We start from the raw sequence: 20,878 nt of genomic DNA on the forward strand, positions 1-20,878 counted from the left end.
TTATTTCTTGACTTTTTTGTCAGCGGGGTGACCCTTGAAGGTGCGCGTCAGGGCGAATTCGCCGAGCTTGTGGCCCACCATCTGGTCGGTAACGTAGACAGGTACGTGCTGCTTGCCGTTGTGCACGGCGATGGTCAGACCGATGAAATCGGGCAGAACCATGGAGCGACGCGACCAGGTCTTCACTGGCTTCTTATCCTTGGTGGCAACGGCCTTTTCGACCTTGGCCAGCAAGTGATGGTCAACAAATGGACCCTTTTTGAGAGAGCGAGTCATCTGTTACCCCTTACTTCTTGCGACGCGACACGATCATGATCTGTGTGCGCTTGTTGTTACGGGTGCGATAACCCTTGGTCAGATTGCCCCAAGGATCGACTGCATGGCGGCCTTCGCCGGTGCGGCCTTCGCCACCACCGTGAGGGTGATCCACTGGGTTCATGGCAACGCCGCGAACCGTAGGACGAATACCCATCCAGCGCTTCACACCGGCCTTGCCGAGTTGGCGCAGGCTGTGTTCTTCGTTGGCCACTTCGCCAATGGTGGCGCGGCATTCGATGTGGATCTTGCGCACTTCACCCGAGCGCATGCGCACTTGAGCGTAGGTGCCTTCGCGGGCCAGCAGGGTTGCCGAAGCACCAGCCGAGCGGGCGATCTGAGCACCGGCACCGGGCTTGAGCTCGATGCAGTGGATGGTCGAACCCACGGGGATGTTGCGGATAGGCAGCGTGTTGCCAGCGCGGATCGGGGCTTCCGAACCGGACAGCAGGGTTGCGCCCACTTCCAGGTTGCGGGGAGCGATGATGTAGCGACGCTCGCCGTCGGCATAGCACACCAGAGCGATGTGGGCCGTACGGTTCGGGTCGTACTCAATGCGCTCGACCTTGGCTGGAATGCCGTCCTTGTTGCGCTTGAAGTCCACCACACGGTAGTGGTGCTTGTGGCCACCGCCCTTGTGGCGGGTGGTGATGTGACCGTTGTTGTTACGGCCGGCCTTCTGGAACTGGGGTTCCAGCAGGGGGGCGTACGCTTCACCCTTGTACAGGTGGTCACGCGTGACCTTCACCACGGCACGTTGGCCGGGCGAAGTGGGTTTCATCTTAATGACAGCCATGATTACGCGGCCTCCCCGGAGAGGTTCAGCTCTTGACCTGGCTGCAGCGTGACGTATGCCTTGCGAACGTTGTCGCGGCGGCCGACGGTCTTGCCGAAGCGCTTGGTCTTGCCTTTGGTGTTCACCACGGAAACGCCCTTGACCTCGACCTTGAACATCAATTCCACAGCGGCCTTGATTTCTGGCTTGGTAGCGTTCTGCAGCACCTTGAACGTCACAGCATTGGACTTCTCGGCAACCATGGTGGCCTTTTCGGACACGATGGGAGCGACCAGCACTTGCATCAGACGACCTTCGTCAAACTTGAGTGTGCTCATGCGAACATCTCCTTGAGTTTGTCGATTGCACCCTTGGTGACGAGCACTTTCTTGAAACGGACCAGCGACACGGGATCGGCGTAACGCGGCTCGACGACGAGCACGTTCACCAGATTGCGCGAAGCCAGGTACAGGTTTTCGTCCACTTCCTCGGAGATCACCATCACCGATTGCAGATTCATGGCCTTGAACTTGTCGGCCAGGACCTTGGTCTTGGGCGAGTCGACCTTCAGGGAATCGACCACAGCCAGACGGCCTTCACGGGCGAGCTGCGACAGGATCGCAGACATGCCGGCGCGGTACATCTTCTTGTTGATCTTTTGCGTGAAGTTTTCGTCAGGCATGTTCGGGAAAATCCGACCGCCCCCGCGCCACAGTGGCGACGAGGTCATACCTGCACGTGCGTTACCCGTACCCTTTTGCTTGAAAGGCTTCTTGGTCGAGTGACGGACTTGCTCGCGGTCCTTCTGGGCGCGAGTGCCTTGGCGTGCGTTGGCCTGATAAGCCACCACGATCTGGTGCACCAGATCTTCGTTGTATTCACGACCGAACACGGTTTCAGGAACATCCAGCTTGGACGCGCCCTGGCCTTGGTCATTCAGGAGTTCGAGCTGCATTAGTTCGCTCCTTTGGAGGCTTTGGCCTTGACCGCTGGACGCACCGTCACGAACCCACCCTTGGAGCCCGGAATAGCGCCCTTGATCAAGAGCAGTTGACGCGCTTCGTCGATGCGGATCACATCGAGGTTTTGCGTGGTCTTGGTGACATCGCCGAGGTGGCCCGTCATCCGCTTGCCAGGGAACACGCGGCCTGGATCCTGCGCCATACCAATGGAGCCGGGAACGTTGTGCGAACGGCTGTTACCGTGCGACGCGCGTTGCGAACTCATGTTGTGGCGCTTGATGGTGCCGGCGTAGCCTTTACCGATCGAGGTGCCTTGCACGTCGACCTTCTGACCCACGGAGAACACGGACGTCACAACGACCGATGCGCCAGCTTGGTACTGGGCTGCGGTGTCGGCGGTCACGCGGAATTCCTGGATGATTTCACCGGCTTCCACACCTGCCTTGGCAAGGTGGCCGGCTTCTGGCTTGGTCACGCGCGATGCTTTGCGCGAACCGAACGTGACCTGCAGGGCCACGTAGCCATCGTTCTCTTGGGTTTTGATCTGGGTTACGCGGTTGTTGGACACATCCACCACCGTGACAGGCACTGCGTCCCCGTCATCGGTGAACAGACGCATCATGCCCACCTTGCGACCCAGCAACCCGAGGGAGTTGCTCAGACTCATTTGTTTCTCCAAAACTTCCACCGCCGCAACTTCAATTGGCTGCGGCGTTGCACTCGCGTGCATGAAAGAGGGTTATTAAAACTCCGCTCGCGCGCCCTGGTAAGACCAAGACGCACTGACCATGATCAATTCACGCGCACCCCAAAGTGCACGCAAATTAAGCGAAGCCCTAAAGTATAACGCGAACTGCTTTTGCAAGCAAGTTCGCGTTATACGAGACCACCCCTGGCGGGCAAGCCCGCCAGGAAGGGATCATTACTGCAGCTTGATCTCGACGTCCACGCCGGCGGGCAGGTCGAGCTTCATCAGGGCGTCCACCGTCTTGTCGGTGGGGTCCACGATGTCCATCAGACGCTGGTGCGTGCGGATTTCGAGCTGGTCGCGGCTGGTCTTGTTGACGTGCGGCGAGCGCAGGATGTCGAAACGCTTCATGCGCGTCGGCAGGGGCACGGGGCCCTTGACGATGGCGCCGGTGCGCTTGGCGGTGTCAACGATTTCGGCGGCGGACTGGTCGATCAGCTTGTAATCGAATGCCTTCAGACGGATGCGGATCTTTTGCTTGGACATGTCAGTTCCTTCTTTTTATTGGATCGATCAGGCGATGATCTTGGCCACGACGCCGGCGCCGACGGTACGACCGCCTTCACGGATGGCGAAGCGCAGGCCTTCTTCCATGGCGATGGGGTTGATCAGCTTCACAGTGATCGACACGTTGTCGCCTGGCATGACCATTTCCTTGTCCGCTGGCAGCTCGATCGCGCCGGTGACGTCGGTCGTGCGGAAGTAGAACTGAGGACGGTAGTTGTTGAAGAACGGGGTGTGGCGGCCGCCTTCGTCCTTGCTCAGCACATACACTTCAGCCGTGAAGTGGGTGTGTGGCTTGATCGAGCCGGGCTTGCACAGCACTTGGCCGCGTTCCACGTCTTCACGCTTGGTGCCGCGCAGCAGCAGGCCAACGTTGTCGCCAGCCTGGCCTTGGTCCAGCAGCTTGCGGAACATTTCCACGCCGGTGCAGGTGGTCTTGACGGTGTCCTTGATACCGACGATTTCGATTTCTTCGCCGACCTTGACAATGCCGCGCTCGATACGGCCGGTCACCACGGTGCCGCGGCCGGAGATCGAGAACACGTCTTCCACGGGCATCAGGAAGGCACCGTCCACAGCGCGCTCTGGCGTGGGGATGTAGGTGTCCAGCGCTTCAGCCAGCTTCATGATGGCTTCTTCGCCCAGGGGACCCTTGTCGCCTTCCAGGGCCAGCTTGGCCGAACCGCGCACGATGGGGGTGTCGTCGCCTGGGAAGTTGTACTTGTCCAGGAGTTCGCGTACTTCCATTTCGACGAGTTCGAGCAGCTCTTCGTCGTCGACCATGTCGCACTTGTTCAGGAACACGATGATGTAAGGCACGCCCACCTGGCGGGCCAGCAGGATGTGCTCGCGGGTCTGGGGCATGGGGCCGTCAGCGGCCGAGCACACCAGAATGGCGCCGTCCATCTGGGCAGCGCCGGTGATCATGTTCTTCACATAGTCGGCGTGGCCGGGGCAGTCCACGTGGGCGTAGTGGCGGTTGGCCGTTTCGTATTCCACGTGTGCGGTGTTGATCGTGATGCCGCGGGCCTTTTCTTCAGGTGCTGCGTCGATCTGGTCGTATGCCTTGGCTTCGCCGCCGAACTTGGCAGACAGCACCGTGGCGATGGCCGCCGTCAGGGTCGTCTTGCCGTGGTCCACGTGGCCGATCGTGCCCACGTTGACGTGGGGCTTGGTCCGTTCGAATTTACCTTTTGCCATTTTCAGTTCTCCAAAGAGCAATGCCTGTGTTGTGGTTTAACGTCTGCATCCGGTTGCTGGTTCGCCCTGCACAGGCAACGGGGCGGCACCGGATCGCAGACTGCAAAATCTTGCGCAAGAGGGGCGAGGCGGCCACCGGCACCTGCAGGCAGGCGCTGGCGGCAGTCTCGCAGCGGGCTGCTTACTTGGCGCGCGAAGCCATGATGGCTTCGGACACGTTGCGAGGCGCTTCGCTGTAGTGCTTGAATTCCATCGAGTACGTGGCGCGGCCTTGCGTTGCGGAACGCAGCGAGGTCGAGTAGCCGAACATTTCCGACAGCGGCACCTCGGCGCGGATGGCCTTGCCACCGCCCGGGATGTCGTCCATGCCCTGGACCATGCCGCGGCGGGAGGACAGATCACCCATCACCGTGCCAGCGTAGTCTTCAGGCGTTTCCACTTCCACGGCCATCATGGGTTCCAGGATGACCGGGTTGGCCTTGCGGCAGCCTTCCTTGAAGCCGAAGATGGCGGCCATCTTGAACGCCAGTTCGTTCGAGTCCACATCGTGGTACGAACCGAAGTGCAGCGTGACCTTGACGTCCACCACGGGGTAGCCGGCCAGCACGCCTTGCGTGACGGCTTCGTTGATACCCTTTTCCACGGCGGGGATGAATTCGCGAGGAACCACACCGCCCTTGATCGCGTCGACGAACTCGATGCCCTTGCCGGCTTCGTTGGGTTCGATCTTGAGCACGACGTGACCGTACTGGCCCTTGCCGCCGGACTGGCGCACGAACTTGCCTTCGGCCTCTTCCACCGTCTTGCGGATGGTTTCGCGGTAGGCAACCTGGGGCTTGCCCACGTTGGCTTCCACGCCGAATTCACGCTTCATGCGGTCGACGATGATTTCCAGGTGCAACTCGCCCATCCCGGCGATCAGCGTCTGGCCCGATTCTTCGTCGGTCTTCACGCGGAAGGATGGGTCTTCTGCAGCCAGGCGCTGCAGTGCGATGCCCATCTTTTCCTGGTCGGCCTTGGTCTTGGGTTCCACGGCCTGGGTGATCACGGGCTCAGGGAACACCATGCGCTCCAGAATGATCTGGGAGTCGATGTCGCTCAGCGTTTCACCGGTCGTCACATCCTTCAGGCCCACGCAGGCAGCGATGTCACCGGCACGGATTTCTTCGACTTCCTGGCGCTCGTTGGCGTGCATCTGCACGATACGGCCGATGCGTTCCTTCTTGCCCTTGATGGGGTTGTAGACGGTATCGCCCTTGCTCAAAACGCCGGAGTACACACGCACGAAGGTCAGCTGGCCCACGAACGGGTCGGTCATCAGCTTGAATGCCAGGGCCGAGAACTTCTCGCTGTCGTCCGCCTTGCGGGTGACGGGGTTTTCGTCTTCATCGGTACCGGTCACGTCAGCGATGTCCGTCGGTGCTGGCAGGTAGTCGATCACGGCGTCCAGCATGCGCTGCACACCCTTGTTCTTGAAGGCGGTACCGCACAGCATCGGGTGGATTTCCGTGGCGATGGTGCGCGTACGCAGGCCGAACTTGATTTCGGCTTCGGAGAGGTCGCCCTCTTCCAGGTACTTGTTCATCAGCTCTTCGGAGGCTTCGGCAGCGGCTTCCACCATCTTCTCGCGCCATTCCTTGGCGGATTCGAGCAGGTCGGCTGGAATTTCTTCGTAGCTGAACTTCATGCCCTGCGAGGCTTCATCCCACAGGATGGCCTTCATCTTGAGCAGGTCGACCACGCCGGTGAACTTGTCTTCGGCGCCGATCGGGATCACCACGGGCACGGGGTTGGCCTTCAGGCGCAGCTTCATCTGCTCGTAGACCTTGAAGAAGTTGGCACCGGTACGGTCCATCTTGTTCACGAAGGCCAGACGGGGCACCTTGTACTTGTTGGCCTGGCGCCAGACGGTTTCCGACTGGGGCTGCACGCCACCCACAGCGCAGTACACCATGCAGGCGCCGTCGAGCACGCGCATCGAACGCTCCACTTCGATCGTGAAGTCCACGTGACCGGGGGTGTCGATGATGTTGAAGCGGTGCTCCTCGTAGGAGTTGTCCATGCCCTTCCAGAAGCAGGTCGTGGCAGCCGAGGTGATCGTGATGCCGCGCTCTTGTTCCTGCTCCATCCAGTCCATGGTGGCAGCGCCGTCGTGCACTTCACCAATCTTGTGGCTCACGCCCGTGTAGAACAGGATACGTTCGGTGGTCGTGGTCTTGCCAGCGTCAATGTGGGCCGAGATACCGATATTGCGGTAGCGCTCGATGGGAGTCTTGCGAGCCATGGTGGATCCTTGGATGGGTCGTGTTATTCGGGGGAGGGGCCCAGCATTGTGGCGCTGCAACCCGTCAATTTTGTGACCGCCTCAATCGCCACAAGGCTGCAGGCAAAAATGCCGGCAGCCTTGCGCTTGGCGACGAAAGCAGTTCGTCGATTTAGAAGCGGAAGTGGCTGAATGCCTTGTTGGCTTCGGCCATGCGGTGAACTTCGTCACGCTTCTTCATGGCACCACCACGGCCTTCGGTGGCCTCGAGCAGCTCGTTGGCCAGACGCTGGGCCATCGACTTTTCGCCGCGCTTGCGGGCGGCTTCCTTGATCCAGCGCATGGACAGGGCCAGGCGACGGACAGGGCGCACTTCGACGGGCACCTGGTAGTTGGCACCGCCGACGCGGCGGGACTTCACTTCGACCATGGGCTTCACGTTGTTGATGGCAACCGTGAACGCTTCCAGCGGGTCCTTGTCAGGGTGCTTCTTCTCGATCAGTTCCAGGGCACCGTAAATGATGCGTTCTGCAACAGCTTTCTTGCCGCCTTCCATGATCACGTTCATGAATTTGGACAGCTCTACATTGCCGAACTTGGGATCCGGCAGGATTTCACGTTTGGGGACTTCGCGACGACGTGGCATTTTTCACCTCATATTGCTTCAGTTGGCATCTTTTCAGACACCGCGAGATTCATTCAGAACCCCACTTACTCGACCCACACGGAACACTCCGCGCTTGGGGTCACTTCGCTTGACTGCGCCTGCCAGGCGAATCAAACACCGATGGAGACACAAGCGCCAGGGCTTACTTGGCCTTTGGCTTCTTGGCACCGTACTTGGAGCGCGACTGCTTGCGGTCTTTCACGCCTTGCAAGTCGAGCGAACCGCGCACGATGTGGTAACGCACACCGGGCAAGTCCTTGACACGACCGCCACGAACCAGCACCACGCTGTGTTCCTGCAGGTTGTGGCCTTCACCGCCGATGTAGGAGATGACTTCGAACCCGTTGGTCAGGCGAACCTTGGCGACCTTGCGCAGCGCGGAGTTAGGCTTCTTTGGCGTCGTGGTGTACACACGGGTGCACACGCCGCGGCGCTGGGGAGAGTTTTCCATCGCAGGGCTCTTGGACTTGATCTTTTCGACCTCGCGCCCCTGACGGACTAGTTGATTGATGGTTGGCATGAATACGTCCCTAAACGTAAAAAACGAAAACGTGAAACCCTTCGGAATTTCCGAAAAGCCTTCTAATGTAGCAGCATGGGTCCCACCAGGCAAGCACCATGCGACTTTCCCCTGGAAGGGTGTACACAAGACTGGGGCAAATTGAGCACAGCCAGCGTGCGATGCTTCGCCGATGGCCATTGAAAGCGCGCGGCCCATGCCAGGGCAACCGTACAAGGGCCGCCCCGCCGCATAGACTGCGCCCCCCTGCCCGAATGGCGCAGCCAATCGAGAGAAGGGGTGAAGGCGCGCAAGCGCCCCAGGGGTAGCCTTACTTTATCCAGAGGCGAATGGAGTCCCAGGCGCGGCCCAGGATGCCGGCCTGCTCGACCCCATCCAGCGCCACCAGCGGCACTTCGGCCAGCGCCTGGTCACCCAACACCACCTTCAGCGTACCCACGGCCTGGCCCTTGGTAAAAGGGGCGACCAGCGGATCGGGGCGGGCGATCTCGGTCTTGATCTTGCCGCCGCTGCCCGAAGGCACGGCCACCACGATGGCTTCGGCACGGCCGATCTTGAGGGTGTTTTCCGTGCCTTTCCAGACGGCGGGGGTCGCCACGGGCTGGCCGGCATCGAACAGCTTGACCGCCTCGAAGGCCGTGTAGCCCCAGTTCAACAGCTTCTGGCTTTCATTGGCGCGGGCGTTCTCGCTGGCGGCGCCCAGCACGATGGACAGCAGGCGGCGTTGGCCGACATTGGGGAAATCGCGCTTGGAGGTGGCCACCAGGCAGTAGCCGGCGGCGGCGGTGTGCCCGGTCTTGAGGCCATCCACCGTCGGGTCGCGGAACAGCAGCGCGTTGCGGTTGTTGCCGTTGGAAACCGGCGTGCCCGGGTAACTGTACTGCTTCGTCGCGTAGTAGTGCATGTACTCCGGGAAGTCCTTCATGAGCCGGCTGGCCAGCACACCCAGGTCGCGCGCGGTGGTGGTGTGGCCGGGCTCGGTCAGGCCCTCGGGGTTTTTGTAGGCGGTGTTCTTCATGCCCAGGGCCTTGGCCTGGTCGTTCATCAGCTTGACGAAGTTTTCGACCGTGCCGCCCACACCCTCGGCCAGCGCCACCGTGGCGTCGTTGCCCGACTGGACGATCATGCCCTTGATCAGGTCATCCACCGGCACCTGCATCTTGGGGTCGATGAACATGCGCGAGCCGGGCATCTTCCAGGCCAGCACGCTCACCGGCAGCTTCTGGTCCAGGGCGACCTTCTTGGCGCGCAAGGCGTCGAACACCAGGTAGCCGGTCATCAGCTTGGTCAGCGAAGCCTGCTCCACCGGCGCATCGATGTCCTTGGCGGCCAGCACCTGCCCGGCCGTGATGTCCAGCAGCAGGTAGTTGCGCGCGGCGATCTCGGGCGGCTGCGGGGCCTGCACCTGCGCCCACAGGGCGGCAGGCGCGAGCACCGCAGCGAGAAAGACAGAGCGCAACGTGGGCAAAAGGGACTTCATGGAAACGGGCATTCAGGTGAGAAAAAGAAAGAAGGCGACAGAAAGCAGCAAAAAGCGGCGAGCAGCCTGCGCGGCATGCCCAGAAGCTGCAGGAGGTCAGGCCCCGGCCAGCAGGTGGCGGGTCACCAGGTTTTTCAAAAGCGGCAATTGTCCGTGAAAGAAATGCCCCCCACCGGGAACGACTGTCACAGGGAGTATCTGGGGGCGCGCCCAGTTCATCACGGCGGCCAGCGGCACCGTGTCGTCCTGTTCGCCATGCACGACCAGGGTGCGGTCGTGCGCCTCGGGCGGCACCGGGGCCACGGTGAAGCGGCTGGCCGCCGTGCCCACCAACACCACGCGCTCGATGGCGCGCTCGCCCCACAGGCTGGCCAGCGCCTGGCTCGTGACGAAGGCCCCAAAGGAGAAGCCGGCCAGCGCCAACGGCCCCTCGGGCGCCGCCTGGCGCACCACATCCAGAAAGTCCTCGGCTTCGCCCCGGCCTTCGTCGTGTGTGCCGGCGCTGCCGCCCACGCCGCGGAAGTTGAAGCGCACCGCCGTCCAGCCGCTGTGCACGAAGGCGCGTGCCAGGGTCTGCACCACCTTGTTGTCCATGGTGCCGCCGAACAGCGGATGGGGGTGGGCGATGACGGCGATGCCGCGCGGGGCCGCGCCCTCGGGCAGCACGGCAGCGTCGCGCACCGCCTCGATGGCGCCGGCGGCGCCGGTGAGGGTCAGGCGTTCGGTCTGTGAATTCACGGGGTTTGCTACCAGGTCAATAGCAGCCTGCGCAGATCTGGCCGATCCGGCGGCTGGAAATCAGGGGTGGACAGCGCTCTGAATGGAAATCAGCGGCCAAGTTCCGGTGGTGTGCGCAAGCGCTCCACCACCTGGCCGTTCTTGAGGTGCGACTCGACGATCTCGTCGATGTCGGCGTTGTCCACGAAGGTGTACCAGACCGCCTCGGGGTAGACCACCGCGATCGGCCCGCCCGCGCAGCGGTCCAGGCAGCCCGCCTTGTTCACGCGCACCTTGCCGGCGCCAGAGAGGCCGGCCGCCTTCACCTGCGATTTGCAGCGGTCGAAGGCCGCCTGCGCGCCGTGGTGTGCGCAGCTGTCCTCGCCGTTGATGCGGTCGTTCAGGCAAAAGAAGATGTGGCGCTGGTAGTAGCCCGGCTGTGCAGCCGGTGCGGTTGTCGTGGAAGTGTCGGTCATGCAGCCATTTTAGGAGCGGCGCCCGGCACGGCCTATGCCCATAACCCCCAAAAGGAGCTCAGGCCGGGCCGTCGCGCCGGGCCACGCGCACCACCACATAGGCCAGCGCCGCATAGGGCCAGACCCAGCCCAGCCACTGGCCCAGGCCGTAGAAGCGGATGAAGCGCCCCTGCTCCCAGGCCTGCAGCGTCTGGGCAAAATAGGCACTGGTGGGCGCCTGGTTGAGCAGGCCCAGGTGCCACACCAGCACCAGCAGCAGCACGGCCGCGCAGGCGCGCCGGGGCAAAGCCAGCAGCACGACCGCAAGAGCAAGCGCGCTCCACACGCCCACGCGCACGGGCAAACCCATCCATTCCCATGCATGGGCAGGGCCCCAGCTCAGCGCCGCCGACAGCGCCGTGAGCACCACGCCCACCACCACCACGGCCAGCGCGAACAGCGCCCGGCGCGATGCCTGGCGGATCACGCAGTAGCCCAGCAGGCAGGGAATCAGCAGACCCAGCGTCACGCACAGCAGCTCGCCGCCGGGGGACAGCGGGTCGAGCGCGGTGTCGCGCATGGGCAGCCAGTCCAGGAACGGGGTGTCGGCCAGGATCTCGACCAGGGCCCCTTCCAGCCGCTCAAGCACCTGCCCCAGGCCAAAGGGCAGGGCCGCCGGGAACAGCAGGGCCAGCGGCCACAAGGCCAGCAGCACCAGCGCGCCATGGGCATCCTGCACGAACCACCGGTTGCGAAAGTCGCTCCAGCGGTCGATGGCGCCCAGCCGCTCCAGTGCTGCGGCCGTGAGCGCCCCGGCCAGCGTGCCTGCCGAATTGAGCAGCAGGTCCATGTTGGAGGGCACGCGCCGGGGCAGGTAGATCTGCAGGAACTCCAGGGTCAGCGACAGCAGCAGGCCCGCTACCGTGGCCAGCACCCAGGCCCCCCAGCGCCAGCGCATGCGCAGCAACGCGAGCGCCAGCAGGAAGCCCAGCGGGGCATAGCCCACCAGGTTGGAGGTGACGTCAAAGCCGGTCCAGTAGGGCGGTGGGATCGGCGAAGCGAGGAACACCCAGGGATCGATGCCCTGCGCGCGCCAGCCCTCGAACGGGAACAGGCTGGCAAAGACGATCAGCGCCGCATAGATCAGCGCGAGGGGGCCGGCCGAACTCTTGTACACGGGGGCCGGGCCGTCAGAACGGCTTGACCACCACCAGCACCACGGCGGTCACCAGCAGCAGCACCGGCACCTCGTTGAACCAGCGGAACCACCGGTGGCTGCGGCGGCTGCTGCCATCGGCCAGCTTGCGCAGCAGCACGCCGCAGGCGTGGTGGTAGCCGATGGCCAACACCACGACGGCCAGCTTGGCATGCATCCAGCCATTGCCCGGCCCGCGGCCGATGCCATAGCCCAGCCACAGCCACAGGCCCAGGGCCAGCGCCGGCACGGCCAGCAAGGTGGTGAAGCGCAGCAGCTTGCGCGCCATGAGGATCAGGCGCTCCCGCTCGGCCACCGAGCCCGGTGCCACCATGGCCAGGTTCACGAAGATGCGCGGCAGGTAGAACAGGCCGGCGAACCAGCTAGCGATGAAGACGATGTGGAAGGCTTTGACCCAGAGCATGGCTGCAGTTTAAGGGCCCCGGGTGGCATGGCAGGCCATGGGGCCTCGCAAAAAAAAGCCCGGCAAAAGCTGCCGGGCTTCGAAAGCCCTGCCTGCATTGCAGCAGCCCAGAGCCCCGCTCAGGGAGGAAAAGCGGGGGGCAGCAAGCTGCCCGGAACCAATTTAGCACCAGCCCGCGGGGCATACAAGCAGGGTTTGGCACCGGCGCCTGCAGCCCTCCTGCGGCCTTGGTGGCGGCGCTTGAGGCACAATTTTCCCCATGCACCTCCCAAGCCCCGCCCCTTTCCCGCAGAACCGCCCACGCCGCCTGCGCCGCGATGCCTTCACCCGCAACTTGGTGCGCGAGCACCGCGTGACCCCGCACGACCTGATCTACCCGGTGTTCGTGCACGAAGGCGAGAGCCGGCGCGAGGCCGTGGCCTCCATGCCCGGCGTGGACCGCCTGAGCCTGGACCTGCTGCTGCCCGTGGCCGAGGACTGCGTGCAGCTCGGTATCCCGGTGCTGGCGCTGTTCCCGGCCATCGATCCGGCACTGAAGACGCCCGATGGCAAGGAGGCCCTGAACCCCGATGGCCTGATCCCGCGCGTGGTACGGGCCTTGAAGAAGGAGTTCCCCAGCCTGGGCGTGATGACCGATGTGGCGCTGGACCCCTACACCAGCCACGGCCAGGATGGCCTGCTCGACGACACCGGCTACATCATCAACGACGACACGGTGGAGATCCTCACCGGCCAGGCCCTCACGCATGCCGAGGCAGGCGTGGACATCGTGGCGCCCAGCGACATGATGGACGGGCGCATCGGCGCCATCCGCGAGGCGCTGGAGGTACAGGGGCACATCCACACGCGCATCATGGCCTACAGCGCCAAGTACGCCAGCGCCTTCTACGGCCCCTTCCGCGACGCGGTGGGCACGCGCGGCGCCTTGGGCAAGGCCGACAAGAACGTCTACCAGATGGACCCCGGCAACACCGACGAAGCCTTGCGCGAGGTGGCCCAGGACATCGCCGAGGGCGCCGACATGGTGATGGTCAAGCCCGGCATGCCCTACCTGGACGTGGTGCGCCGCGTGAAGGATGAGTTCGGCGTGCCCACCTTCGCCTACCAGGTGAGCGGCGAATACGCCATGCTCAAGGCCGCCGCCGCCAACGGCTGGCTCGACCACGACGCGGTGATGATGGAAAGCCTGCTGGCCTTCAAGCGTGCGGGCGCCGATGGCGTGCTGACCTACTTTGCGCGCGACGCGGCCCGTCTGTTGCTCGCGCGGTAGAACGCCCCCAGGCACCGCCTCCATGCGCATCTTCCACATCCAGGGCAACAGCGCCCAGGAACTCGACGCGCTGCCGGCGCAGCAGCCAGAGCAAGGCTACCTCTGGATCGCCTGCGCGCGCCCGGCCTTCCAGGCGCAACTGGCCGAAGTGCAGGCCGCCCTGCTGCGACTGACCGGGCTGCAGCTGGTGGACCTGCATGTCTCGGACCTGCTCAACGCCCAACTGCCCTCGCACTACGACTACACCTCGCAGTACGACCTGCTGGTGTTCCGCCGCCTGGCCACGGCGCCGCCCGATGCCGATGACGCCGCCGCGCTGCAGCCCGCGCCCCGGCGCGGCGGCCCGCCGGTGCTGCGGCGCATCGATACCAGCCCCGTGGGGTTTGCGGTGTTCGACCAGGTGCTGCTGACGGTGCACCCCGGGGACTGCAGCGTGCGCGATGCCTATGCCACGCGCCTGCTGGCGCCCTCCCCCACCGACCCGCGCGAAGGCCGTGCCAGCCCTACGGCCTCGGGCTCGCGCAAGCCCACTTCGCCGGCCGACCTGATGCTGCGCCTGGTGAATCAGATGGTGGACGGCTACCTGGACCTGCGCCGCGAGCTGTCGCGCCAACTCGACCACTGGCAGACCGAACTGCTCAGGCCCCGTGCGCGCTACGTCAACTGGAGCTCGCTGCTCGACGCGCGCCTGTCGCTGCACGCCCTGGACGAGATCTGCGAGGACCAGCGCACCGCCGTGCAGGACTGGATCGACGCGCTGGAAACCTGGGCGGTGCCCGAGTCGCCCACCGGCCTGCGCGACCTGGACCTGCTCAAGGTGCGCAGCCGCGACGTGCTCGAACACATCGAGCGCGTGGTGCACCACGTGCGGCGCATGGAGCAGAACACCGAGACCGCCGTGCAGATGCATTTCTCGGTGCAGGGCAACCGCACCAACGACATCATGCGCACGCTGACAGCGCTCACGGCCGTGTTCCTGCCGCTGAACCTGATCGCCGGCATCTTCGGCATGAACTTCGAGTTCATTCCGCTGATCCACAAGCAGGACGGTTTCTGGTGGGCCATGGGCTCGATGATCACCATTGCAGTGGTACTGGTCTCGGTCTTCTGGCGCAAGCGCTACCTGGCCCGCACGGGCTCCTGACCGCCGCTGCGGCCACAACCCGGCATTCGCTGCGAGAGGCAGATCAGTTGGCGGCGGACGACAGCAAGGCGTCCTTGAGCTGGCTGTCCACCGGCGCGGCCCCCAGCCAGATGCGCAGCACCATGCCGAGGTATTCGGCATCGCCCACGGGGGCGCCCTGGGGCTGGCCCTGGATAAAGAAGGTCGTGCCCTTGCCGGGCACGAAGTCCATCGCGAAGGTGTCGCCCGAGGCCAGCTTGGTGCGGCCCGAGAAGATCTCGACCAGGCGGTTGCTCGACGGCGTGTGGCGCCGGACCTGGTCCGGTGTGGCGTTGCTGGACAGCCCCTTGATGAACGACAGCCCCAGGTCCGTGCCCGGGATGTCGCGCCGGGCGACGAACTGCAGGCGCACCGGTCCGCTGATGGCGGCCAGCGCCTCCTCGGCCGTGCGCGCCTTCTTCGGCAGGTACAAGGCCATGTCGTAGACCTTGAACACGGCGCGATAGCGCGTACCCGTGCCCTGCAGCACCAGGGGCGTGCCCTGCACAATCTGGGTCGGCTCGAAGGCCGTGGCCGCGATGGCAGGTGCCACGCAACCCAGGCTGGCGGCCGCCAGGGCCAAGGCCCAGGCGCTGCGTGCCATGGGACGGCGGCCGGGAGGGAAGGAAAGGCTTGTCGTGTCTTGCAAGGGCTTGTCTCCGCAATGCTGGGCCAGGGTGCAGGAAGGTGGATTCCCCGCGGCCCCCTGCCCGCGCTGAAATGATAGGCGACGCAGCGCCCGCAAGCCCCGGCTACTTGCCCGGTGCCGGCACCCCGAACAAGGCGGCGCCGTTGCCAAAGGCCACCCCCTGCGCCACCGCAGGCGGCAGGCCCCCCAGCCAGGTGCGGTAGCCCTTCATGAGCCCTTCGTAGTGCTGCCAGCGCTGGTTGACCCAGGTGTCCGAGCCGATCACGAAGCGCGTGGGGTACTTGAGCAACAGAGCGCGCCAGGCCGGGCACAGCTGCTCGTTGTCGCAGACGAGGCCAGGGCGGTAGGACAGCTCGCCCACCAGGCCCGGGTAGCGCGCCATGAGCGCGTCCACCCGCTCCACCGGTGCGCCGCCGATGCCCGTGTGCGCCCAGACCAGTCGTGCCTTTTGCCCCTTGGAAGGCGTATTGGCCATCAGCAGGTCGATGGCCATGTCGTCCACATGCGCCAGCACCACCAGGTCGCGCTGCTCGGCCAGCACCATGAGCTTTCTGGCCACCGGGCCGTCGGCGTTGGCGCTGTCGTAGAGGTGGAACTCGCCGATGCCCTTGTAGGGGCCTGCGGCCGTGCCCTTGGCGAGTTCGGCCTGCACCATCTCGTAGATCGTCTCGTCGCGGAACCAGTTGCTGTAATCCTCGCGGTTGCGGTACAGGCGCACGAAGGGCACGACGGCGATGCCCGCCTCGCGCACCTCCTTGGAGGCTGCCAGCGCCAGCGAGCCTGTGTTGGGCCGCGAGTTGGCGACGATGGCGCGCACGCCCGAGGCCTTCATGCGCGCGATGACGTCGGCGGGCGGGTGCGGGCCGTTCTGGCCGTTCCAGGCCTCTTCGTTGTAGTGCAGGTGCGCGTCGAACAGCGGGCCGGTGTAGTCGGCCGCCTGCACGGCACCCACCGCGCAGGCGGCTGCCACCAGAATGCCCAGCAGCCGTCGGAAGGGGCGGGCCATGGCGGTCAGCCCAGGTGCTTGTCGAAGAAGGTCAGCGTGCGGTCGCGCGCGGCCAGGGCCGAGGCCTCGTCGTAGCTGCCGCGCTGGTCGCAGTTGAAGCCGTGGTCGGCCTCGTAGATATGCACCTCCACCTCGGGGTGGGTACGCGCGAAGGCCTGCACGCCATCCACCGGGATGTGCTTGTCGCGCTGGCCGAAGTGGGCGAGCACGGGAACCTGGGGCGTACGGCTGGTCTCGGCCTCGCTGGTCATGCCACCGCCGTAGTAGGGCACGGCGGCCGACAGGCCCCGGAGCAGGCAGGCCGCGCGCCAGGTGAGCAGGCCACCCCAGCAGAAGCCCACGACGCCGACCTTGCGGCCGCTGCGCTCACCCGCGTAGTCAATGGCGGCCTGGATGTCCGGCAGCACGCCGGGGCTGGGCAGCCCTTCCACCGCGGCCTTGAGCGCCGCGCCGGCCGACACATCCTCGGCGGTGTAGCCCAGGTCCACACCGGTCTGCACGCGGTGGAAGGTGGCGGGCGCCACGGCCAGGTAGCCGCGCGCGGCCAGGCGGTCGGCGACGGCGCGGATGTGCGAATTGACCCCGAAGATCTCCTGCAGCACCACCACGGCGCCGCGCGGCGCGGTGTCGGGCCCGGCCACCCAGGCGGGAAAGACGAAGCCGTCGGCGGACTTCAGATCGACAAACTGACCCATGGTGCAACTCCTTGAAGACGACAAAAACCAGACAGACAGGGAATGAAAGGGGGCTAACCAGGCCCCGCAAAGACCCCTGGCAATGCTGTAATGCCCCATTCTTGCAGGAGACGCCGATTTGGACAAAGTTGCATTGATCACAGGGGGCAGCCGGGGCATTGGCGCGGCCACCGCCCTGCTGGCCGCGAGCCAGGGCTGGGCCGTGGCCGTGAACTACCAGGCCAACCGGGCTGCTGCCGAGGCGGTGGTAGCGCAGATCCGCGCCCAGGGCGGCACGGCCATCGCCGTGCAGGCCGACGTGGCGCACGAAGACCAGGTGCTGGCCATGTTCGCAGCGGTCGATGCGCAGCTCGGTCGCCTCACGGCCCTGGTGAACAACGCCGGGGTGGTGGACGTGACAGCCCGGGTGGACGAGATGGGCGTGGCGCGCCTGCGCCGCATGTTCGAGACCAATGTCATCGGCAGCATCGTCTGCGCGCGTGAGGCGGTGCGCCGCATGAGCACACGCCATGGCGGCACGGGCGGCTCCATCGTCAACGTCTCGAGCGCCGCCTCGCGCCTGGGCTCGGCCCACCAGTATGTGGACTATGCGGCCAGCAAGGGGGCCATCGACAGCTTCACCGTCGGCCTGGCGCGCGAGGTGGCAGCCGAGGGCATCCGCGTAAACGCTGTGCGCCCGGGACTGATCGAGACCGAAATCCACGCCAGTGGCGGCCTGCCCGACCGGGTGCAGGACCTGGCCCACCAGGTGCCCATGCAGCGCGGCGGCACCGCCGAGGAGGTGGCCCAAGCCATCGTGTGGCTGATGTCCGATGCATCGCCCTACACCACCATGACCCTTCTAGACGTATCCGGAGGCAGGTAGTGAAACACCCCCTGAGTCGCTTCGCGCCTTCCCCCTCTATCGCCTTGCTGCGCAATGCGGGAGGGGGACGCCCCCAGTGCGGCGGGGCGGCCCTTGCACGGGGGCACTGGCCTTGGCCGCGCCAGTTTCTTGGCCTGAGGTTGGTCCGCAGCACAATGGAGAACTGATATGGATCTGAAACCGCTCATCACCTTGCTGGCCATCGTGAACCCGCTGGCCATCGTGCCGTTCTTCATCCACTACACGCAGGGCTTTTCGGCGGCGCAGAGGCGCGCCACGATCCGCACGGCGGCGTTTGCCTCGTTCTGCGTGATCGCGGCCTGTGCGCTGCTGGGCCTGCAGATCCTGGAGTTCTTCAACATCTCCCTGCAGAGCTTCCAGGTGGGCGGCGGCATGCTGCTGCTGATCAGCGCGATGAACATGCTCAACGCCCAACCGGCCGAGGCCAAGCCCCTGACCAACGAGCTGGAGGAAGGGGTGGAAAAGGCCGCCACGGGCTCCAGCATCGCCGTGGTGCCGCTGACCATTCCGCTGCTGACCGGGCCGGCCAGCATGTCCACCGTGGTGATCTATGCCGACCGCGCCCAGACCATCTGGCAGCAACTGGCGCTGGTGGGCTACGGCGTGGTGATCGCACTGGCCACGGCCGTGTGCTTTGCGCTGGCCGATCCCATCGCGCGCGTGCTGGGCAAGACCGGCATCAACGTGATGACACGGCTCATGGGCCTGATCCTTGCTGCGCTGGCCGTGGAGGTGATGGCCGACGGGCTGGGCAAGCTGTTCCCCGTGCTGGTGGCGCGTTGAGCTTCCCCCTGCGCACCATGCCGGCACGGCTGCTGCTGCTGGAGGACGACCCGGCCATCGCGCGCACCGTGGCCTATGCGCTGGAGCGCGAGGGCCTGGCGGTGGCGCACAGCGTGCTCGTGCACGACGCACGCGAGCAGCTCGCCCGCACGCCCTTCGACCTGCTGGTGCTGGATGTGGGCCTGCCCGATGGCAGCGGCCTGGACCTGCTGCGCGAACTGCGCGGCGTGGCCGCCACGGCCACCCTGCCCGTCCTCGTGCTCAGTGCCCATGGGGAGGAGCTCGATCGCGTGCTGGGGCTGGAGCTGGGTGCCGACGACTACCTGGCCAAGCCCTTCAGCCCGCGCGAGCTGTCCGCGCGCGTGAAGGCCCTGCTGCGCCGAGCCGGTACGCAGGGCGCCGCACCCGCACCGGCTGCGCGCCCAGCGCCGCTGTTCCACGACGACGAGGCCGGCCAGCGCATCAGCCTGCGCGGCCAGCCGCTGGCGCTGACCCGGCGCGAGTACCGCCTGCTGGCCTGCCTGCTGCGCGGCGCGGGGCGCATCCATTCGCGCGACGCCCTGCTCAATGCGGCCTGGGGAGATGACAGCGAAAGCACCGACCGCACGGTGGACACCCACATCAAGACCTTGCGCGCCAAACTGCGCGAGGTCGATGCCGGCCACGAGTACATCAGTACCCACCGCGGCATGGGCTATTGCCTGGACCTGTAGACAAGGACTGCAGCCTATGCGCCTGGGCATCCGCCTGCTGTTCGCGTTCTTCCTGATCAACGGCATCGCGGCCTTCTTCGTGCTGCGCGTGTTCACGGCCGAGATCAAGCCCAGCGTGCGCGAGGTGATGGAGGACATGATGGTGGACACGGCCAACATCCTGGCCGAGCTCGCCAGCGACGACCTGGTGGCCGGGCGGCTGGAGAACGGCGCAGTGGACAGCGCCTTTGCCCGGCATGTGCGCATCTACGCCACGCGGCCCATCGACGCGGCGATCTGGGGCCTGTCCAAGCAGTCGCTGGACTACCGCATCTACGTGACGGACGCCGCGGGCCGGGTGCTGTTCGATTCGGAGAACCGCGCCGTGGGCGCCGACTATTCGCAGTGGCGCGACGTGGCGCGCACCCTGCGCGGGGAGTACGGCGCGCGTTCCACCCGCGATCTACCGGACGACGATGCCAGCGGCGTGATGCACGTGGCGGCGCCCATCTATGCGCCAGGCCACGGCGCCGGCGAACGCCGCATCGTCGGCGTGCTCACTGTGGCCAAGCCCACGCGCACGGTGCAGCGCTTCATCGACCGGGCCGAGAACAAGGTGCTGGCCAGCGGCGTATTGCTGCTGGCGCTGTCGGCCGCCGTGGGCGTGGCGGTGACGCTGTGGATGGTGTGGAACGTGCGCAAGCTACGCGACTACGCGCTCAGTGTGCAGGGCCCCGCCGCTGGCGACCGGGATTCGCCGCCCACCACGGCGCTGGCGGTGCCCGAGGTGCCGGGTGAGCTCGGTGACCTGGCCCGTGCCATGGACCGCATGCGTGCGCGGCTGGAAGGGCGCGACTACATCGAAGGCTATGTGCGCGCGCTCACCCACGAGCTCAAGAGCCCCGTGGCTGCCATTCGCGGCGCGGGCGAGCTGCTGCAGGACGAGTTGCCCACCGCCGATCGCGCCGAGTTCGCCACCCAGGTGGTGCAGCAGAGCGAGCGCCTGCAGCGCATCATCGACCGCCTGCTGGAGCTGAGCAAGCTGGAGCAGCGCCACCATGCCGAAGCGCCCGTACCCGTGGCGCTGCAGGACTGCGCGCGCGCCGCCGTGGCCCACACGCAAGGTCGCGCGGGCCAGCGCGGCATCACCCTGGCCGTCACCGGCAGCGGTGCCAGCGGCCCGTGGGAAGCCGAGCTCGTGACCCTGGCCCTGACCAACCTGCTCGACAACGCCATCGACTTCGCGCCGGCGGGCAGCAGCGTGCATGTGGAACTGGCCGGCAGCACCGTGGCCGTGCAGGACAGCGGCCCGGGCGTGCCCGATTACGCCCTGCCCCGGCTGGGCGAACGCTTCTTCACCACGGCACGGCCCGGCGGCGAGCGCAGCGGCTCGGGCCTGGGCCTGGCCATCGTGCGGCGCGTGATGGCGCTGCATGGCGGGCAGATGGTGGTGCGCAATACGGCACCGGGGCTGCGGGTGGAGCTGGAGTTCCGGGCCGCGTAGGCACGC

24 protein-coding genes are annotated in these 20,878 nt (G+C 65.6%); 6 read left to right on the plus strand and 18 right to left on the minus strand.

Annotated elements, in window-relative coordinates; all coding sequences use genetic code 11:
• The 15 genes from rpsS to U5N23_RS18335 form a co-directional block, all read right to left on the minus strand.
• A complete protein-coding gene (gene rpsS, locus U5N23_RS18265; RefSeq protein ID WP_027997031.1) occupies positions 1-276 on the minus strand; it encodes a 30S ribosomal protein S19 in 276 nt (91 codons plus the stop codon).
• A 10-nt stretch (positions 277-286) separates the two neighbouring features.
• Positions 287-1,111, minus strand: coding sequence for a 50S ribosomal protein L2 (gene rplB / locus U5N23_RS18270; protein WP_007847814.1), 825 nt, complete (start codon positions 1,109-1,111; stop codon positions 287-289).
• A 2-nt stretch (positions 1,112-1,113) separates the two neighbouring features.
• Positions 1,114-1,428 (minus strand): 50S ribosomal protein L23, encoded by a 315-nt coding sequence (gene rplW / locus U5N23_RS18275; protein ID WP_007847815.1) that lies wholly within the window; start codon positions 1,426-1,428, stop codon positions 1,114-1,116.
• Positions 1,425-2,045 carry a 50S ribosomal protein L4 gene (gene rplD, locus U5N23_RS18280; RefSeq protein WP_322594165.1) on the minus strand — a complete coding sequence of 207 codons (621 nt, stop codon included), beginning with the start codon at positions 2,043-2,045 and terminating at the stop codon, positions 1,425-1,427. Before rplD ends, rplW begins: the two co-directional genes overlap by 4 nt.
• Complete coding sequence (gene rplC / locus U5N23_RS18285; RefSeq protein WP_322594166.1) at positions 2,045-2,719, minus strand: 50S ribosomal protein L3; 675 nt, start codon at positions 2,717-2,719, stop codon at positions 2,045-2,047. Before rplC ends, rplD begins: the two co-directional genes overlap by 1 nt.
• Positions 2,720-2,974: 255 nt before the next feature.
• Positions 2,975-3,286 carry a 30S ribosomal protein S10 gene (rpsJ, locus tag U5N23_RS18290; protein WP_005796953.1) on the minus strand — a complete coding sequence of 104 codons (312 nt, stop codon included), beginning with the start codon at positions 3,284-3,286 and terminating at the stop codon, positions 2,975-2,977.
• A gap of 27 nt (positions 3,287-3,313) precedes the next feature.
• Positions 3,314-4,504, minus strand: coding sequence for an elongation factor Tu (gene tuf, locus U5N23_RS18295; RefSeq protein ID WP_322594131.1), 1,191 nt, complete (start codon positions 4,502-4,504; stop codon positions 3,314-3,316).
• Between the two features lie 181 nt (positions 4,505-4,685).
• Complete coding sequence (fusA, locus tag U5N23_RS18300) at positions 4,686-6,788, minus strand: elongation factor G (protein ID WP_322594167.1); 2,103 nt, start codon at positions 6,786-6,788, stop codon at positions 4,686-4,688.
• 151 nt (positions 6,789-6,939) lie between these two features.
• On the minus strand, positions 6,940-7,413 hold the full coding sequence (gene rpsG, locus U5N23_RS18305; protein ID WP_005798541.1) for a 30S ribosomal protein S7: 474 nt from the start codon (positions 7,411-7,413) through the stop codon (positions 6,940-6,942).
• Between the two features lie 163 nt (positions 7,414-7,576).
• Positions 7,577-7,954: a 30S ribosomal protein S12 gene (gene rpsL / locus U5N23_RS18310; protein ID WP_007851137.1), complete on the minus strand. Its 378-nt coding sequence runs from the start codon at positions 7,952-7,954 to the stop codon at positions 7,577-7,579.
• A 310-nt stretch (positions 7,955-8,264) separates the two neighbouring features.
• Complete coding sequence (locus tag U5N23_RS18315; protein ID WP_322594168.1) at positions 8,265-9,434, minus strand: D-alanyl-D-alanine carboxypeptidase family protein; 1,170 nt, start codon at positions 9,432-9,434, stop codon at positions 8,265-8,267.
• A gap of 96 nt (positions 9,435-9,530) precedes the next feature.
• Complete coding sequence (locus U5N23_RS18320; RefSeq protein ID WP_322594169.1) at positions 9,531-10,172, minus strand: alpha/beta hydrolase; 642 nt, start codon at positions 10,170-10,172, stop codon at positions 9,531-9,533.
• Between the two features lie 89 nt (positions 10,173-10,261).
• Positions 10,262-10,627 carry a (2Fe-2S) ferredoxin domain-containing protein gene (locus tag U5N23_RS18325; protein ID WP_322594170.1) on the minus strand — a complete coding sequence of 122 codons (366 nt, stop codon included), beginning with the start codon at positions 10,625-10,627 and terminating at the stop codon, positions 10,262-10,264.
• A gap of 58 nt (positions 10,628-10,685) precedes the next feature.
• Positions 10,686-11,783 carry a VanZ family protein gene (locus U5N23_RS18330; protein WP_322594171.1) on the minus strand — a complete coding sequence of 366 codons (1,098 nt, stop codon included), beginning with the start codon at positions 11,781-11,783 and terminating at the stop codon, positions 10,686-10,688.
• A 13-nt stretch (positions 11,784-11,796) separates the two neighbouring features.
• A complete protein-coding gene (locus U5N23_RS18335; protein WP_322594172.1) occupies positions 11,797-12,225 on the minus strand; it encodes a CopD family protein in 429 nt (142 codons plus the stop codon).
• Between the two features lie 259 nt (positions 12,226-12,484).
• On the opposite strand from U5N23_RS18335, the gene hemB reads away from it, so the two are divergent.
• Together hemB and U5N23_RS18345 are read left to right on the plus strand one after the other, a co-directional pair.
• Entirely contained in the window at positions 12,485-13,495 is a 1,011-nt protein-coding gene (gene hemB / locus U5N23_RS18340; protein ID WP_322594173.1) for a porphobilinogen synthase, read from the plus strand.
• A 22-nt stretch (positions 13,496-13,517) separates the two neighbouring features.
• Positions 13,518-14,639, plus strand: a complete 1,122-nt coding sequence (locus U5N23_RS18345; protein WP_322594174.1) for a magnesium transporter CorA family protein — start codon at positions 13,518-13,520, stop codon at positions 14,637-14,639.
• Between the two features lie 43 nt (positions 14,640-14,682).
• Here U5N23_RS18345 and U5N23_RS18350 read toward each other — a convergent pair whose 3' ends face one another.
• From U5N23_RS18350 to U5N23_RS18360, 3 genes are all read right to left on the minus strand, one after another.
• Entirely contained in the window at positions 14,683-15,261 is a 579-nt protein-coding gene (locus U5N23_RS18350) for a chalcone isomerase family protein (protein ID WP_322594175.1), read from the minus strand.
• A 148-nt stretch (positions 15,262-15,409) separates the two neighbouring features.
• Positions 15,410-16,312, minus strand: coding sequence for an amidohydrolase (locus tag U5N23_RS18355; protein ID WP_322594176.1), 903 nt, complete (start codon positions 16,310-16,312; stop codon positions 15,410-15,412).
• Positions 16,313-16,317: 5 nt separating this feature from the next.
• Positions 16,318-17,007: a dienelactone hydrolase family protein gene (locus U5N23_RS18360; RefSeq protein ID WP_322594177.1), complete on the minus strand. Its 690-nt coding sequence runs from the start codon at positions 17,005-17,007 to the stop codon at positions 16,318-16,320.
• 118 nt (positions 17,008-17,125) lie between these two features.
• Here U5N23_RS18360 and U5N23_RS18365 point away from each other — a divergent pair, with 118 nt between their 5' ends.
• From U5N23_RS18365 to creC, 4 genes are all read left to right on the plus strand, one after another.
• Positions 17,126-17,872 carry an SDR family oxidoreductase gene (locus tag U5N23_RS18365; protein WP_322594178.1) on the plus strand — a complete coding sequence of 249 codons (747 nt, stop codon included), beginning with the start codon at positions 17,126-17,128 and terminating at the stop codon, positions 17,870-17,872.
• Positions 17,873-18,040: 168 nt separating this feature from the next.
• Positions 18,041-18,676, plus strand: a complete 636-nt coding sequence (locus tag U5N23_RS18370) for an NAAT family transporter (RefSeq protein ID WP_322594179.1) — start codon at positions 18,041-18,043, stop codon at positions 18,674-18,676.
• Positions 18,677-18,693: 17 nt separating this feature from the next.
• Entirely contained in the window at positions 18,694-19,389 is a 696-nt protein-coding gene (gene creB, locus U5N23_RS18375; RefSeq protein WP_322594520.1) for a two-component system response regulator CreB, read from the plus strand.
• A 16-nt stretch (positions 19,390-19,405) separates the two neighbouring features.
• Positions 19,406-20,872, plus strand: a complete 1,467-nt coding sequence (creC, locus tag U5N23_RS18380) for a two-component system sensor histidine kinase CreC (RefSeq protein WP_322594180.1) — start codon at positions 19,406-19,408, stop codon at positions 20,870-20,872.
• Positions 20,873-20,878: the final 6 nt, after the last annotated feature.

The sequence above is a fragment of the Acidovorax sp. genome, assembly GCF_034519795.1.
GTDB lineage: Bacteria > Pseudomonadota > Gammaproteobacteria > Burkholderiales > Burkholderiaceae_C > Acidovorax.